Here is a 13,801-nt window from a genome sequence, read left to right on the forward strand (position 1 = left end):
TTACTTTTGATCCGTATTAAATAATTTTCCATACCTCTCACAACTTTCTGTTCGCATCATATCCTGTAGTACTCAATTAGGATATTTGCCTATAATTCGCAAAAATGGCATTCCATGTGATTTTTGTAGAAAGGAGAATTTTATATGCTCATAGAGTTAACAGCACTTCATTGGATTTATGTCTTGTTTATATTTCTGATCCTGGGCTTCATGGTCATGAAGAGAGATACAACGCTTGTATCCATCATTGGAATATTTTTGTTGGCCATAGTGGCGACAGGGTCACTGAGCGAATCTGTCAGCAGCATATTCAATAGTTTTATTTACGCGATTACGGAGCTCTTGCCTACTATTCTGGTTATTTCGATTATCGTTGCGATGAGCAGGACCCTGACCGTAACGGGAATAAACGATGCGATGATATCCCCGTTCGCTAAGCTGATCAGGACCCCGGCGCTTGCTTACTGGACAATCGGGATCTTAATGATGGTCATTTCCTGGTTCTTCTGGCCGTCTCCAGCTGTAGCTTTGATGGGGGCTGTACTTCTTCCGGTTGCTGTGAGGGTCGGACTTCCAGCACTTGGCGTTGCAGTCGCGATGAACCTCTTTGGACACGGAATTGCACTATCAGGCGACTTTGTCATCCAGGCTGCACCTAAGCTGACTGCTGATGCAGCTGGCATTCCCGTCAGCTCGGTTGTGCAGGCCAGTATCCCCCTTGTCATTGTCATGGGCGTAGTAACCACGATTACCGCCTTCTATCTATTAAAAAGAGATATGAAAAACGGCAAGTTAAAAGTTGGCGAATCGCTTGATTTTGATATCCAGAATACCAGCGAGCCAGGCTTGCTGTCAGATGGGGCCAAAAAGTTTTTTGCCCTGTTGATCCCGGTTTTATTTGCTGCAGATGTCGCAGCCATGTCCATGCTCGACTTACAGGGTGGTGACGCAACAGCCCTTGTAGGCGGTACTTCAATTTTCATTCTCTTGCTCATTTCCCTTGCTGCACATAAAAACAAGGGCCTCGAAAAAACGACCAGCTATCTTATTGACGGATTCCAATTTGGCTTCAAGGTTTTCGGAGCTGTCATTCCAATCGCAGCGTTCTTTTATCTCGGCGACTCAGGTTTCACAAAGATCATAGGCGAATTCCTCCCTGAAACTTCAGGCGGTATCGTCAATGACCTCGGTGTAGCATTGGCCTCTGTCGTCCCACTTAGCGCTGAAGTCGGTGCAGTGACTTTGACGGCAGTAGGTGCCATCACAGGCCTGGACGGTTCAGGTTTCTCAGGAATCTCCCTGGCAGGTTCGGTGGCAACGATTTTCTCGACTGCCATAGGAGCAGGAGCGGCAACTTTGACTGCCCTCGGCCAAATTGCTGCTATATGGGTAGGCGGCGGCACACTGGTTCCATGGGCGCTGATTCCTGCTGCTGCGATTTGCGGTGTCGACCCATTTGAATTGGCTAGAAGAAACCTTATTCCCGTTACAATCGGTCTCGTGGCCACAACAATAGTGGCAATGTTCCTAATCTAGCTGACTAAGAACAAAATACTGGATGCCATTTAGGCTCCATTTATATATGAAGCTTCCATTCCGGAAGCTTCTTTGTGCTGTAAGGTAAAAAGTTTATTCTATTAATCTGGAAGTGTTATAATTATTTCAATTATCAAATTATTTTTCTTAAGGAGATGAATCATTTGCAAGATCAGCTTTTTAGAAAAATCGAAAACCTTTACCCGGAAATGGTGGAAATCCGCCGCTTTTTGCACCAACACCCTGAATTGTCTTTCCAGGAAGTGAACACGGCAAATTATATCCAGGCATATTATGAGAAACTTGGTATTGAAGTCAAAGGGGGCGTCAGAGGCAATGGCGTTGTCGCAAAAATCCATGGTGCCAAACCTGGAAAGACAGTTGCCCTGAGAGCTGATTTTGATGCCCTTCCGATTCAGGATGAAAAAGATGTACCATATAAATCACTAGTTCCCGGTGTAATGCATGCATGCGGACATGATGGACATACCGCGACTTTATTGGTTCTTGCAAAAGCACTCTTTGAAGCGAGGGAAAATCTCCATGGAACATATGTGATGATCCACCAGCACGCTGAAGAGTATGCTCCAGGCGGGGCGATCTCGATGATTGAAGATGGCTGCCTTGAAGGAGTAGATGCCATCTTTGGCACCCATTTATGGGCCAGTGAACCAACAGGAACCATCCAATACAGAATTGGTCCAATCATGGCAGCTGCTGACCGGTTTGAAATCGCCATTCAGGGAAAGGGCGGACACGGCGCGCAGCCGCATAAAACAAAGGATGCCATCGTCGCAGGAGCACAAATGGTGACAAACCTGCAGCAAATCGTCAGCAGACGAGTAAATCCGGTCGATTCAGCGGTCGTGACGATTGGCTCCTTTGTCGCAGATAATGCTTTTAACGTGATCGCAGATAAAGCTAAGTTGATTGGAACGGTGAGGACTTTTAATGAGACGACAAGAGATTTCATTGCATCTGAAATCGAAAAAGTTGTCCACGGTACATGCCTGGCAACTGACTGCTCGTACGACTACCTTTATGACAAAGGCTATCCTGCTGTTGTAAACCATGCAGCAGAAACTGAATTCCTCATTGATTGCGCATCAAAAGTGCCTGAAGTGAAAAAGATTGAAGAAAGCGAACCGCAAATGGGCGGTGAAGACTTTGCCTACTATTTGCAGCATGTTAAAGGAACCTTCTTCTTCACGGGTGCAAAACCTGAAACCTCAGGTTCATATCCACACCATCATCCTAAGTTCGATTTTGACGAAAAAGCAATGGTAATTGCGGCAAAAACTCTATGTGCAGCAGCAATCTTCTATCAGACCCAGGAAAAGCATTATCTTGAAAAACGCGAGACACTGGCATAAGCAGTAAACTCGACCCGAAAATCTAGAAAAAAACACCCCTGCCAATTAAAACTGCGGGGGTGTTTGCAGTATTCTCAGCCTGTAGGCATTCATCGCCGTTTCACCAAGCTGGTCGAGAAGATTATAATTTGCGTAAGCTCCTACAACTGCGCCAATCCCCGGCATAAGCTGCAGCATTTTTACGAAATCAATATAGTCCCTGTATTCTTGCTGGAACTGCTGCCAATTCACTTCCATCAACTTTGCTTTCTGAGTATCCCAGCTTTCAATCACTTCCAGGATCTCTTTTCGCTTCTCATCACTCGAGAAGGCAAGTTGGAATACGTATAAAACGAAAAGTCGTTCTTCATATTCTGAAGGATCAAATCCATATACAGAAGCAGCATCAAACAGGAACTTCATTTTAATGGATAAAAGCAGCGGAAAGTCAGCCGCCCCTAGCAGGAATCCGCCGGCTCCTGTACCAGCCCCCTCTACAGCAGCTGTTTTCCTGAAGGCTGCCAGCTTTCTTTGCAGAAGATCATCTTTTTCGGCAAGGGTCATCCCTGCACCCTGTTGTTTTTTCGTCGTAAAGTTCGATCCTGCAAGAGTCGCCTTGACCATATTCTTAATACTTTCCGTTAATATTTGATGGACTTTTTCCGGAATCAGCTCATTCACTTTTGTCTGTGCCTTCTTGGATACCCTTGCCAGAATCCCGGACCGTTTTTTCAGCTTCCGTTTCCATGCGAGAACCTCTTCATAAACTTTCAGCTCATATTCATTCAAGCTATTCACTCCTTGTTGTTACTATTACGCTGCAAGCCAAAAATAGTTTCAAAAAAAATCCTTTTCATAAAAGCATAGAGCCTATACGAAAAGGATTTCAAATTATGATTTTAGCTTGGTCTGGCTGTAAAAATAAACAAAAAACAACGAGAAGGCAATACCTGCAGCTAAAACAATCGCTGCCAGAAGCAGATCCCCTTTTACCATGACAGCCGCCGCAAAAATCACCGACTGGAATATCAATACAATAAGGAGGAGTCTGGAGAATGATTTCTTCCTTGTTTTTTCAGGGACAGGATATAAGCTCACCCAAAGCTTGTTTTGATGATGGTTAAATAACGGCAGCAGCTGGAAGCCTGTCAAGTACATGAACAGCAGGGCAAGCAGGATTTGTCCCGGCCCATATGTGAAAAAGTAAAGGGCACCTGCGCCGATCATGGTAAGCCTGACGAGCAAGCCAAAATAGTCCCCCGCCCTTGCAAAAGTCCTTAAGTATAAATGGCTGAAAGTAAGGTCTTGTCTGTAAGGAATCAGATTGACCAGCCAATCAAGCCACTTTCGCCTTTTTGTGCGGTCGCGCAGTTTAGGAACATCGGTGAACAGATTCGCGACACGATAAAAAGCATTCATCCGCTTTTCTTCATCTTCGATCAGCTGCTCCCACTTAAGCCCCTTTTCTTTCGTCTGCTTCTTATAATACAAATAGAGCAGGATAAGAACTCCAGCGGGAATCGCGGCAAAAATGAGATTGGCACCAGAAAACAGGAAATACAGAAGTACGGCATTGATACAATAACGAATAACATTGTCTGTCACTTTAACGCTTGTCTCAATAAAATACTGTATGTTCCAACGGGTCAGGATATTTATCATTTTAATGAGAACAAGGACAAGCAACAGGATGAAAAATGATTTGAAGTCTGCCCCATGCACTTTGACATGGAGCGGCATTAATACGGCCAGCACAAGCAGCAGCATATACGACTGAAGACTTAAGCTGAATATGATCGATTTCCTGAAATAATCGGCAAGCCGGGTTTCCAGCGGCAACAGGAAGATTTTATCTGCTTCAGTCAAAAATGTCTGGATTGGACTATATGTAAGCACACCCGCAAGTACCAAAGCGATGATCCATGCAGCTGGAAAATCCGGCTGCAGTGTCTTGATCCACTCCTGATAGTAAAAAGCTGCCGTTCCGATCAGAAAAAGGACAACAATGACTAAATGCCCATTGAAGATATATCGTAAATAACTTCCGGTTTCCTTTGCAAATGCGCCAAACCGTTCTTTCCATAAGACATCCGGATTAAACATAGTCTTCTTCCTTTGTCAGCTGGATATACAGATCATCGAGGTTTGCACCGGGCATCTTAAACTGTTCCCTGAGCTCCTCAAGGGTCCCGTGTGCCCTGACCTCTCCATTATGCAGGATAACAAAACGGTCGCAGTACCGTTCTGCCGTGGCGAGGATATGGGTGGACATTAAAATGCCTGCTCCGTTTTCCTTCATCTTGTTCATCAAATCAAGCAAGGATTGGATCCCAAGCGGGTCGAGCCCGACAAATGGCTCATCCACAATATAAAGAGACGGCTGCACAAGAAATGCACACATGATCATTACCTTCTGCTTCATCCCTTTTGAAAAGTGAGCCGGGAACCATTTCAGCCTCTTGCTCATCCTGAACTCTTTCAGCAGCACTTCGATTCGCTGCTTATACTCCTTTTCCTCGAGGCCATAAGCCATAGCAGTCATCCGCAGATGCTCTTCCAGTGTCAATTCATCATACAGAATTGGCGTTTCCGGAACAAAAGTGAATTGCTTCCTGTATTCTTCCCGGTCCTCAATGAATGTTTTGCCATTAATTTTGATATCACCCTGATGTGGTTCCATGAGGCCAATCACGTGCTTGATCGTTGTGCTTTTCCCGGCACCATTCAGACCAATCAATCCAACAATCTCATTCGGATTCACAGTAAAGCTTACATTTTTCAAAACCGGATTTCTAGTATAGCCTCCGGTTACCTGATTGATTTCCAATAAAGACATCGACAACGCCCTTCCGATTCGTATTCGTGTACCGTTATTTTAACAAATTCATTTCATTTAGGAAAAGCTTCAACTTTTCATAAAACTTTTTAGCATATAACCCGATAATCGGGGCATCATAATTTTTGAAGGGGAAACAAGCAATATTTCGAGATGAGGTGTCTGTTAAAGACAATTAATTCGATTTATAAGCTCACTGATTTCAACGTTCAAATAAGGGGATGGTTGCATTGCGCTACGTAAATGTTAACCCAGCCGTTCAGTAACATCACTCCACATTTTGAAATGAGGTGTGTGTCGCAGATCACTTCCCGCTTTATAAGTTGTGAAACCTACTAAAGCAGACAGGGGATGGTCCGATTGAACCAGGTACTGAATAACCCATCATTTTTATAAATTCAAAATGAGGTGTTTATCAAAGGTAAGCCTGCTGAGAACGTAAATGAACAGTAGTTAGCTCCCCTTCAGGGACAGGATTCCATGCGGATCCTGTCCTTTCTTTCTTTATGTTTACTGGTAAAATGTGATAAAATACCATAAAAAAGCGGATGGTGCCCTATATGCAAACCCAAGGCACTCAAAAGCTGGTCTGTTCAAAAAATGCGAAAAGGGTGGAATGAAATGAGTGATTGTATTTTCTGCAAAATAATCAATGGAGAAATCCCTTCAGCCAAAGTATATGAGGATGAGAATGTCCTTGCATTCCTTGACATCAGCCAGGTAACAAAAGGGCATACCCTTGTGATCCCAAAAGTACATAAAGAGAATGTCTATGAATTAACGGACGAGATTGCTGCCGACTTTTTCAAGGCGGTACCTAAAGTTGCGAGAGCAATCAATTCTGCGTTTGATCCAATCGGGCTAAATGTTTTGCAAAATAATGGCGAAGCAGCCGGCCAGTCTGTATTTCACTTCCACATGCATTTGATCCCTCGCTACGGAAAAGGCGATGGCTTTGGTGCAGTGTGGAAAACACACCAGGATGAATATGCACCTGACGATTACAAAACTATCGCCGCTGAAATTAACAGCAAACTGTAAACTCCCTTGCCGAGGGAGTTTTTTTAATTTTTCTGAAAACATTAGAATTTCTCTGTGAATTCTGTTAGCATGATAATAACTTTAACACATTAATGAATGACCGTATTTTGATGATTTCGGGGGGATGACATTGAAACGTGCATTAAACTTTAATGCAGGACCAGCTTCTTTGCCTGAAGCTGTGCTTGTAAAAGCGGAAAAAGAAATGATGAATTACCAGGGCAGCGGCATGGCGGTAATGGAGCTCAGCCATCGCAGCAAGGAATTCGAGGAAATCAACGATCGCACAAGAAATCTATTGCGGAGCCTGCTCGCCATTCCTGATGAGTACGAAATCCTCTTTCTCCAGGGTGGTGCCAGCCTCCAGTTTTCGATGGTTCCATTGAACCTGCTCGAAAAAGATGCATCAGCGAGCTATGTCGTTACTGGAACATGGTCCGAGAAAGCGCTGGAGGAAGCCCGGAGAATTGGTCATGCTGTTGAAACTGCCTCTTCTAAACATAACAATTACAAATCAATTCCCAGCATCTCAGAAATCCACGTTAAAAACGATGCAGCCTATCTCCATATTACTACGAACAATACCATCTTCGGAACGCAGTGGCACACTTTCCCTGAAGGGTTGACTGTCCCCCTTGTAGCCGATATGTCCAGTGATATCCTGAGCCGGCCTCTTAATCTGCCATCTTTTGGCCTTATCTATGCAGGTGCCCAGAAAAACCTTGGTCCGTCCGGTGTCACTGTTGTCATCATTCATAGAGATTTGCTTAAACGGTCAAAAAAGGATCTGCCAACCATGCTCAATTATCAGGTCCATGCCTCTTCAAAATCTTTATACAATACCCCGCCTACTCTATCCGTTTATTTCTTGATGCTTGTTCTTGAGTGGGCAGAATCATTGGGCGGAGTATCACAGCTTGAAAAGATGAATCATCAGAAGGCTGCTTTGCTGTATGATGCCATAGACCGTAGCGGTGGATTCTACACAGGCCATGCTGAAAAAGGAAGCCGTTCCCTCATGAATATTACCTTCACTTTGGACAATGAAGAATTGACAGACTCCTTCCTGCATGATGCTGAAGAATCCGGCTTCATCGGCCTTGCAGGCCACAGGTCGGTTGGAGGATGCAGGGCTTCGATCTATAATGCTGTCCCGCTCGAGCATGTTGAAAAACTGGCGAATTTCATGGCTGATTTCAGGAGGAGAAATTAACAAATTATTAATCCTGTACTCCATTAAAATATGTGTTATAATTGTACCAAGCTTTTCGCTGCAGGCACAGAGAGCACTGCAGGAGAAGTTCCAGTTAGCTAGAATAGCAGAGGAGAGATGAGAAATGAATACGAAGAATCTTGTTGCATTATCACTATTAGTGGGGATGGGAGCTGTGCTGCATGCTGTCGTTCCAGGTTTTTTCCTTGGAATGAAGCCTGATATGATGCTCACCATGATGTTCCTTGGGATTGTCCTTTTCCCTGACAAAAAGAGTGTGTTATTAGTTGGAGCCGTAACTGGATTGATTTCAGGACTGACTACTACTTTCCCAGGAGGCCTTGTTCCGAACATCATCGACAAACCTGTTACTGCGTTTGTTTTTTTCGGAATCCTGCTGGCACTAAAGAATTTTAGATTTTCTGTATACACCGCAGCTGCCCTGACGGCAATCGGAACCATTGTATCCGGGATTGTTTTCCTCGGATCTGCCTACTTCCTAGTCGGCCTTCCAGGACCATTCACTGCATTATTCGCAGCAGTCGTCCTTCCTGCAGCAGCCTTCAATGCAATATTTATGGCGATTCTTTATCCAGTGGCCTCAAACATTTTTAAAAGAGCAAAACTTGCAGAAGTTAATTAATAATCAAAGCCCCTGTCCTGGTAAGGACAGGGGCTTTCTTTGTAAAGTTGTCCGCCAAGTGAAATCAAAGAGCGGCTTTACAGGTCGGCCCTTCAACGCTTGTCGGGGCTGACCAAAACGCTTGCGCTTTTCTTAATATCACTGGAATGAGTAAAAAATGATCCCAATCAATAACAAGACCGCTCCTCCGCCTGCCAGCGATCCTGCTCTTTTTCTGATCAGTGCCTTTGGAGGATACATCCCTGGTTTACCTAGTGCAAGGAGATTATGGACCGCTCCAACAAAAAAAGCAACGCTGACAAGAAATACCACACTTGTGAAAATCCCCATTCTCCTCCTCTCCTTCCTGAAACAAACAGCCTTACTTTATTTTTATGCCTGTTAATTTAAGGCTATGAAGCATAATACGTTTATTTGACCGAAAATAGGAAATTAAATATAGAAGAAAAGAGGAATTCACACCCTTTTGGAGAACATATACAGAAAATGATGAGGTGGTCAAATATGAAGGTGAAATCATTAATGATGGGGATGCTCGTTGGCGGTGTCACAGCAGGAGTCGCTACACTCTTGACAGCCCCAAGATCCGGATTTGAAACGAGAGGAACTCTTATAGCTAATAAAAATGAATTCATGGGATCAATCAAGGATGTAAAAAATGCTGTAATGGAAGTGAAGGATTCTGTTGCCACTGCTTCAAAAGACGGTAAAGAAGGTATCCAAACATTCATTACCGGTGTAAAAACTGCAATCTTCGAATGGAAATTGCATACTGAATCCAACAAAATTGAACTTCAAAAAGATATCATGGAATTGGAAGCATCAATAAAAGAATTGGAAACAGAACTTGCATCCTCACAACCAAAATAAATTTATGTAAGTGAAAGTGAATCCTTCCCATTCAGTAAATTTTTTTACCGGGAAGGATTTTCCTTTTTTATCAAGAAAGATATATTATGCAAATGGCATATTTGTTATAACAATTAAATAATTACATAAAAACAACCCGACTTTGGACGGAATTTAACAAATTCAAAAAATTTTGTAAATTTATATCTTTATTAATTTTTGTTTTATTGGCATAATGAAAATAGAAACAATAAAGTAGGTGAATATGAGAATGGGAGACAAGAATTATTCTATGAAGGAAGCAATGATGTTTAGCCAGAGAGTTGCCCAGTTAAGCAAAGCGCTTTGGAAGTCTGTCGAGAAGGATTGGCAGCAATGGATCAAGCCGTTCGACCTGAATATTAATGAGCATCATATCTTATGGATTGCTTACCATTTGAACGGGGCGTCTATATCTGATGTTGCTAAGTTCGGGGTTATGCATGTATCCACAGCTTTCAACTTCTCGAAAAAGCTTGAAGAACGGGGATATTTAAAGTTTTCCAAGAAAGAAAGCGACAAACGAAATACCTATATCCAGCTTACAGAAGAAGGCGAAGGCGTGCTGCTGGCATTGATGGAAAGCTATGAACCTGATAAAAATGCTGTTTTCTCCGGGGCAATGCCATTGAAAGAGCTTTATGGAAAGTTCCCGGATATCATTGAAATCATGGCAATCGTCCGAAATATCTATGGCGACGATTTCATGGAAATTTTCGAGAAATCTTTTTCAAATATAGACAACAAGTTTTCCGATCAAGATGGGACTCTAAAAAAGATCAATCCGGCCGAAAAGGAGTATGTTTAATACATTCTTAACTCCTTCACAAGAGGAAGGAACCCCTGTGCCCAGCAAGCTTTTGAAAACTTCCTCTGGCTGCAGTTTTGGCTGGACCAAAACTGAATACGTCTTATAAAGCGGATGAAAATACATACACCATTCCGCTTTTTGTTCTTCCATCATTATGCTCACATTCTCACAAGTTTTCAGGATTGAATCTGCTACCTGCTGTGTAACTCCTTTATCAATCAGCAACTTCTAAATCTGTTCCCCCAGGCATATGCCATTATAAAAAACTATCTTTTTCTTAAAATATTTGTTATTGTATTTAAGATAAAAAGATTGATAAGGAGGGATTCTTCGATGATCTCCATTTTATTTGTGTTTGTTCTTTTTGCAGCTTTCATTCTTTTCTATATAAATAAGCTAACCGATTCCCTCTGCATCCAGAAGGAGATCCCAGAAGACAGACATGCTAAAATTTTCAGGACGATCAATATATTAGTTACAATCTTGCTGATTTCATCCTTCATTGAAATTTTGTATACGTGACTACATAAATTAAGCGGTGAGGCTTCCCTCACCGCTTTTTATTTTAGTTACATGCGAGCCTTGTTATTTCGATTAAGGCATGCTGCAAGCATTGCCACATCATTTGCTTACAGCCATGCTGCACCGATGATGATTAAAAGAATGAACAAGACAACCAGTAATGCAAAGCCGCCGCCCTGTCCAAAGCCTCCTCCAGACATTGAGGTTCCTCCTTCCTGCTTACGAACTTGCCTTAACATTCAATTGTCAGAGTACAGGGGCCGAGCTGTCCCCCATACTCTACTCAAGAATTAAAGCCAAGCTGCACCCACAATGATTAACAGAATGAATAACACGACAATTAATGCAAAGCCGCTGCCGTATCCTGCACCCATATTAACACCTCCTTCCAAGAGTAAGATATCTTATTCAAGTGAGTTCATTTACGCATAGGCAGTTATCCCGCTTTTATGTTATTTATTGATCAGCAGAATGACGCACCGACGATTATCAACAAAATGAACAGGACAACGATTAACGCGAATCCCGAATTGCATTGGCCCATAATTCATTACCTCCTTTTTTATCTTCCCTACATCCTATGCACATTCGCGGAGATGGTATAGATGTATGCCCATCTTCTGGACGCAGGAAAAAAAATCCATAGCTAATTTTTTGTAGATAATTGAAATTATGTTATAGTAGAGTTTGTGGATTGGAAAAGCCCACTAGAATTTTCTGTTTAGGAGATGTTCACCATGAAAAAAATGATAATTTCCCTCACGGTAGCAGCCGGAGTTATCGGAATGAGCGCATGCAGCAACGATAATGGGGATTCTTCAGAAGTAATCGTTGAATCTAAAGCAGGCAATATCACAAAAGAAGAACTTTACCAATCAATGAAAGAAAAATATGGAGAGCAGGCACTTCAGGAATTGCTTTACCAGAAAGTCCTTGCTGAAAATTATAAGGTAACTGACAAAGAAGTGGATGCAAAGGTTGCTGAACTTAAAGAAGAATTAGGGGAAAACTTCGAACTAGTCCTTCAACAGAACCAGCTTAAAGATGAAGAAGAACTTAAAGACGTCCTTCGCGATCAGCTTCTGATGGAAAAAGCAGCACTTAAAGATGTAAAAGTCAGTGAAGAAGAAGTCAAAAAGCGCTATGAAGAGTACAAGCCTGAAATCAAGGCTAGCCATATCCTTGTAAAGGATGAAAAGACTGCGCAGGAAGTCAAAAAGAAACTGGACGGCGGCGCAAAATTTGAAGATTTAGCGAAGGAATATTCAGAAGATCCTGGTTCAGCTGCACAAGGCGGAGATCTTGGATTCTTTGGTCCTGGAAAAATGGTTCCTGAATTCGAAGAAGCTGCATACGCACTTGAAGTGAACAAAATCAGTGAGCCTGTTAAATCACAGCACGGTTTCCACATCATCAAGGTAACTGAAAAGAAAGAAAAAGAATCATACGATAAAATGAAAGACGAATTAGAGTATGAATTGAAACTTGCACAGCTTGACTCCAATAAGATCCAAGAAGTTCTGAAGCGTGAGCTTGATGCTGCAGGCGTTAAGATCAAGGACAAGGATCTTGAGGGTGCTGCCAAATTCCCGGAAGCGGAAGCACCAACACAACCATAAAACGGCAAACGATTAAAACATAAAAAAAACGCACTGGCTTCTTCAGCGAAGCCAGTGCGTTTTTTTTATGCTTCCGCCGAATTTTCCCGGCGTTCTTTTTCTATTTCAAGCCTCTTCATATAAAGCTCTCCCTCACGTTCAATGCTTTCCATTTCCTGTTCCCTTTCTTCCTTCCCTGTTTTCACCGCCATGAAAGCACTGAATACGATTCCTGCTGCGACCGCTATTACCCAGATTGGAATTGACATTTTTTAATACCCTCCATTTAAAAGGTTGTCCAAATTGAACTCTTACAGTATTAATATGAAGTTCTTTTTGTAATATGACTCTCCAGGAAAAATAGTTATACAAAAAACCCCTCCATTGTATGGAAGGGCTGCTTTGGATCCTATTTATGAAAAACTGGCTTGTAAAAAGAACGATTATCAAGCGCAAAAACTCTTTCGGAAAATTCACCTGGCTTGACCCGTGCAAGTGCCCGGTCCAGCATGTTCATTTTTGCATCAAGGTTATCGATGTAGTGCAGGATTTCCGCTTCTTTGATCAGCGGTGGTTTCGGGCTGCCCCATTCAGCTTTTCCATGGTGGGATAGGACCATATGCTGAAGGATGACTACTTCCTCCCCCGAGATTCCAAGTTCTTCAGCTGCTTTGCCAATTTCATTTACCATGATTGATATATGCCCCAGCAAATTCCCCTCTACTGTATAGGTTGTTGAAATCGGGCCGGAAAGTTCAAATACCTTGCCAAGATCGTGCAGGATGACTCCAGCATACAAAAGGTCTTTATCAAGGCTAGGATAGAGTCCTGCGATTGATTTTGCCAGATCAAGCATCGATACAACGTGGAACGCAAGCCCTGAAACAAACTCATGATGATTTTTCGTTGCAGCCGGGTATTCCATGAAGGCCTGATGATGTTTCTTTAATAGATGCCTTGTTATCCTCTGGATATTAGGATTTTTCATGTCAAAAATATATTGCGTCAACTTGCTGTTCATTTCATCCTGGCTGACTGGAGCTGTTTCAAGGAAATCAGATAGTTTCACAGAATCAGCAGGGGTTGCTGGCCGGATCTGTCTGATCTTTAGCTGGTTTCGGCCGCGATAGTTCTGGATATCTCCATGCACTTTCACAATATTTTCTGCGCTGTAGGTGACCTCATCGCCCTCTGATACATCCCAAAGCTTTGCCTCAATCTCCCCGCTTTGGTCCTGAAGGATTAAGGTTAAAAATGGTTTTCCATTGCTTGCAATTCCTTTGGTCGAGTGCTTAATCAGTAAAAACAACTCTGCTTGTTCCCCAGTTTCATGGTTCAAAATTCCTTTATTCATCTTTTAC

19 protein-coding genes are annotated in these 13,801 nt (G+C 42.7%); 9 read left to right on the top strand and 10 right to left on the bottom strand.

Annotation, left to right across the window (positions count from 1 at the left end; genetic code table 11):
• The first annotated feature begins 144 nt into the window (after positions 1-144).
• Positions 145-1,536, top strand: coding sequence for a hypothetical protein (locus tag ACXAEA_RS17990; protein WP_475097232.1), 1,392 nt, complete (start codon positions 145-147; stop codon positions 1,534-1,536).
• Positions 1,537-1,691: 155 nt separating this feature from the next.
• Positions 1,692-2,909 carry a M20 family metallopeptidase gene (locus ACXAEA_RS17995; protein WP_475097233.1) on the top strand — a complete coding sequence of 406 codons (1,218 nt, stop codon included), beginning with the start codon at positions 1,692-1,694 and terminating at the stop codon, positions 2,907-2,909.
• A gap of 45 nt (positions 2,910-2,954) precedes the next feature.
• On the opposite strand, the gene ACXAEA_RS18000 is transcribed toward ACXAEA_RS17995, so the two are convergent.
• The 3 genes from ACXAEA_RS18000 to ACXAEA_RS18010 form a co-directional block, all read right to left on the bottom strand.
• Positions 2,955-3,677: an EcsC family protein gene (locus ACXAEA_RS18000; RefSeq protein ID WP_475097234.1), complete on the bottom strand. Its 723-nt coding sequence runs from the start codon at positions 3,675-3,677 to the stop codon at positions 2,955-2,957.
• A gap of 102 nt (positions 3,678-3,779) precedes the next feature.
• Positions 3,780-4,991 carry an ABC transporter permease gene (locus tag ACXAEA_RS18005; RefSeq protein ID WP_475097235.1) on the bottom strand — a complete coding sequence of 404 codons (1,212 nt, stop codon included), beginning with the start codon at positions 4,989-4,991 and terminating at the stop codon, positions 3,780-3,782.
• Positions 4,984-5,724, bottom strand: coding sequence for an ABC transporter ATP-binding protein (locus ACXAEA_RS18010; protein ID WP_475097236.1), 741 nt, complete (start codon positions 5,722-5,724; stop codon positions 4,984-4,986). The genes ACXAEA_RS18005 and ACXAEA_RS18010 overlap by 8 nt, the downstream gene beginning before the upstream one ends.
• Before the next feature lie 621 nt (positions 5,725-6,345).
• Between ACXAEA_RS18010 and ACXAEA_RS18015 the strand changes: the two genes are divergently transcribed.
• The 3 genes from ACXAEA_RS18015 (at position 6,346) to ACXAEA_RS18025 (ending at position 8,621) form a co-directional block, all read left to right on the top strand.
• Positions 6,346-6,765: an HIT family protein gene (locus ACXAEA_RS18015; RefSeq protein ID WP_475097237.1), complete on the top strand. Its 420-nt coding sequence runs from the start codon at positions 6,346-6,348 to the stop codon at positions 6,763-6,765.
• Positions 6,766-6,895: 130 nt separating this feature from the next.
• Positions 6,896-7,978: a 3-phosphoserine/phosphohydroxythreonine transaminase gene (serC, locus tag ACXAEA_RS18020; protein WP_475097238.1), complete on the top strand. Its 1,083-nt coding sequence runs from the start codon at positions 6,896-6,898 to the stop codon at positions 7,976-7,978.
• A 124-nt stretch (positions 7,979-8,102) separates the two neighbouring features.
• Entirely contained in the window at positions 8,103-8,621 is a 519-nt protein-coding gene (locus tag ACXAEA_RS18025) for a tryptophan transporter (RefSeq protein ID WP_475097239.1), read from the top strand.
• 138 nt (positions 8,622-8,759) lie between these two features.
• On the opposite strand, the gene yhzF is transcribed toward ACXAEA_RS18025, so the two are convergent.
• The gene (gene yhzF / locus ACXAEA_RS18030) at positions 8,760-8,951 is read right to left on the bottom strand and encodes a membrane protein YhzF (protein WP_475097240.1); all 192 of its coding nucleotides are present in this window, start codon (positions 8,949-8,951) and stop codon (positions 8,760-8,762) included.
• Between the two features lie 174 nt (positions 8,952-9,125).
• Between yhzF and ACXAEA_RS18035 the strand changes: the two genes are divergently transcribed.
• Together ACXAEA_RS18035 and ACXAEA_RS18040 are read left to right on the top strand one after the other, a co-directional pair.
• Complete coding sequence (locus tag ACXAEA_RS18035) at positions 9,126-9,491, top strand: YtxH domain-containing protein (protein ID WP_475097241.1); 366 nt, start codon at positions 9,126-9,128, stop codon at positions 9,489-9,491.
• 250 nt (positions 9,492-9,741) lie between these two features.
• Complete coding sequence (locus ACXAEA_RS18040) at positions 9,742-10,317, top strand: HTH-type transcriptional regulator Hpr (RefSeq protein ID WP_475097242.1); 576 nt, start codon at positions 9,742-9,744, stop codon at positions 10,315-10,317.
• On the opposite strand, the gene ACXAEA_RS18045 is transcribed toward ACXAEA_RS18040, so the two are convergent.
• Entirely contained in the window at positions 10,279-10,545 is a 267-nt protein-coding gene (locus tag ACXAEA_RS18045; RefSeq protein ID WP_475097243.1) for a DUF1878 family protein, read from the bottom strand. The genes ACXAEA_RS18040 and ACXAEA_RS18045 overlap by 39 nt on opposite strands.
• A 108-nt stretch (positions 10,546-10,653) precedes the next feature.
• Here ACXAEA_RS18045 and ACXAEA_RS18050 point away from each other — a divergent pair, with 108 nt between their 5' ends.
• Positions 10,654-10,842, top strand: coding sequence for a hypothetical protein (locus ACXAEA_RS18050; RefSeq protein ID WP_475097244.1), 189 nt, complete (start codon positions 10,654-10,656; stop codon positions 10,840-10,842).
• Between the two features lie 107 nt (positions 10,843-10,949).
• On the opposite strand, the gene ACXAEA_RS18055 is transcribed toward ACXAEA_RS18050, so the two are convergent.
• From ACXAEA_RS18055 to ACXAEA_RS18065, 3 genes are all read right to left on the bottom strand, one after another.
• On the bottom strand, positions 10,950-11,042 hold the full coding sequence (locus ACXAEA_RS18055; protein ID WP_475097245.1) for a YjcZ family sporulation protein: 93 nt from the start codon (positions 11,040-11,042) through the stop codon (positions 10,950-10,952).
• Between the two features lie 90 nt (positions 11,043-11,132).
• On the bottom strand, positions 11,133-11,216 hold the full coding sequence (locus ACXAEA_RS18060; protein ID WP_110943592.1) for a YjcZ family sporulation protein: 84 nt from the start codon (positions 11,214-11,216) through the stop codon (positions 11,133-11,135).
• Positions 11,217-11,305: 89 nt separating this feature from the next.
• Positions 11,306-11,386, bottom strand: coding sequence for a YjcZ family sporulation protein (locus ACXAEA_RS18065; protein WP_207499173.1), 81 nt, complete (start codon positions 11,384-11,386; stop codon positions 11,306-11,308).
• 193 nt (positions 11,387-11,579) lie between these two features.
• On the opposite strand from ACXAEA_RS18065, the gene ACXAEA_RS18070 reads away from it, so the two are divergent.
• The gene (locus ACXAEA_RS18070) at positions 11,580-12,461 is read left to right on the top strand and encodes a peptidylprolyl isomerase (RefSeq protein WP_475097246.1); all 882 of its coding nucleotides are present in this window, start codon (positions 11,580-11,582) and stop codon (positions 12,459-12,461) included.
• Positions 12,462-12,526: 65 nt separating this feature from the next.
• Here the strand turns inward: ACXAEA_RS18070 and ACXAEA_RS18075 are convergent, their stop codons facing one another.
• Both ACXAEA_RS18075 and yhaM read right to left on the bottom strand, forming a co-directional pair.
• Positions 12,527-12,709: a sporulation YhaL family protein gene (locus tag ACXAEA_RS18075; RefSeq protein ID WP_475097247.1), complete on the bottom strand. Its 183-nt coding sequence runs from the start codon at positions 12,707-12,709 to the stop codon at positions 12,527-12,529.
• A gap of 140 nt (positions 12,710-12,849) precedes the next feature.
• Positions 12,850-13,794, bottom strand: coding sequence for a 3'-5' exoribonuclease YhaM (gene yhaM, locus ACXAEA_RS18080; protein ID WP_475097248.1), 945 nt, complete (start codon positions 13,792-13,794; stop codon positions 12,850-12,852).
• Positions 13,795-13,801: the final 7 nt, after the last annotated feature.

The organism is Mesobacillus sp. ABV4_180, assembly GCF_056158485.1.

What these genes read in the sequence shown, in the direction of transcription:
- yhzF (WP_475097240.1), bottom strand. Translation starts at nt 8,951, where the DNA reads ATGGGGATTTTCACAAGTGTGGTATTTCTTGTCAGCGTTGCTTTTTTT.
- ACXAEA_RS18070 (WP_475097246.1), top strand. Translation starts at nt 11,580, where the DNA reads ATGAAAAAAATGATAATTTCCCTCACGGTAGCAGCCGGAGTTATCGGA.
- ACXAEA_RS18055 (WP_475097245.1), bottom strand. Translation starts at nt 11,042, where the DNA reads ATGTCTGGAGGAGGCTTTGGACAGGGCGGCGGCTTTGCATTACTGGTT.
- ACXAEA_RS18060 (WP_110943592.1), bottom strand. Translation starts at nt 11,216, where the DNA reads ATGGGTGCAGGATACGGCAGCGGCTTTGCATTAATTGTCGTGTTATTC.
- ACXAEA_RS18010 (WP_475097236.1), bottom strand. Translation starts at nt 5,724, where the DNA reads ATGTCTTTATTGGAAATCAATCAGGTAACCGGAGGCTATACTAGAAAT.
- ACXAEA_RS18015 (WP_475097237.1), top strand. Translation starts at nt 6,346, where the DNA reads ATGAGTGATTGTATTTTCTGCAAAATAATCAATGGAGAAATCCCTTCA.
- ACXAEA_RS17995 (WP_475097233.1), top strand. Translation starts at nt 1,692, where the DNA reads ATGAATCATTTGCAAGATCAGCTTTTTAGAAAAATCGAAAACCTTTAC.
- ACXAEA_RS18035 (WP_475097241.1), top strand. Translation starts at nt 9,126, where the DNA reads ATGAAGGTGAAATCATTAATGATGGGGATGCTCGTTGGCGGTGTCACA.
- ACXAEA_RS18040 (WP_475097242.1), top strand. Translation starts at nt 9,742, where the DNA reads ATGGGAGACAAGAATTATTCTATGAAGGAAGCAATGATGTTTAGCCAG.
- ACXAEA_RS18075 (WP_475097247.1), bottom strand. Translation starts at nt 12,709, where the DNA reads ATGTCAATTCCAATCTGGGTAATAGCGGTCGCAGCAGGAATCGTATTC.
- ACXAEA_RS18050 (WP_475097244.1), top strand. Translation starts at nt 10,654, where the DNA reads ATGATCTCCATTTTATTTGTGTTTGTTCTTTTTGCAGCTTTCATTCTT.
- ACXAEA_RS18025 (WP_475097239.1), top strand. Translation starts at nt 8,103, where the DNA reads ATGAATACGAAGAATCTTGTTGCATTATCACTATTAGTGGGGATGGGA.
- ACXAEA_RS18005 (WP_475097235.1), bottom strand. Translation starts at nt 4,991, where the DNA reads ATGTTTAATCCGGATGTCTTATGGAAAGAACGGTTTGGCGCATTTGCA.
- ACXAEA_RS17990 (WP_475097232.1), top strand. Translation starts at nt 145, where the DNA reads ATGCTCATAGAGTTAACAGCACTTCATTGGATTTATGTCTTGTTTATA.
- ACXAEA_RS18065 (WP_207499173.1), bottom strand. Translation starts at nt 11,386, where the DNA reads ATGGGCCAATGCAATTCGGGATTCGCGTTAATCGTTGTCCTGTTCATT.
- yhaM (WP_475097248.1), bottom strand. Translation starts at nt 13,794, where the DNA reads ATGAATAAAGGAATTTTGAACCATGAAACTGGGGAACAAGCAGAGTTG.